This is a genomic window from Saccharopolyspora sp. MMCC62 (genome assembly GCF_057736575.1).
This window is the reverse complement of record NZ_JBYKCM010000033.1, coordinates 1-205: the sequence shown is the minus strand read 5'-3', so window position 1 is coordinate 205 and position 205 is coordinate 1. Positions and strand designations below refer to the sequence as shown.

1 rRNA gene is annotated in these 205 nt (G+C 57.6%); it reads right to left on the bottom strand.

The annotated features are described in order from the left end of the window. Positions 1 to 205 (bottom strand): 23S ribosomal RNA (locus AC29IT_RS28755); the annotation flags it as partial.

Genomic DNA, 205 nt, shown 5'->3' with positions numbered 1-205 from the left:
AAACGGTGACAGCCGCCTCCAGACAAGCCCCACAACCCCGAACACGCAACCCCTGTCAGGTATCCCACGCGCCCGGTTTAGCCTCCTCCGCTTTCGCTCGCCACTACTCACGGAATCACTAGTGTTTTCTCTTCCTACGGGTACTGAGATGTTTCACTTCCCCGCGTTCCCTCCCAACACCCTATACATTCAGGTGCAGGTGACC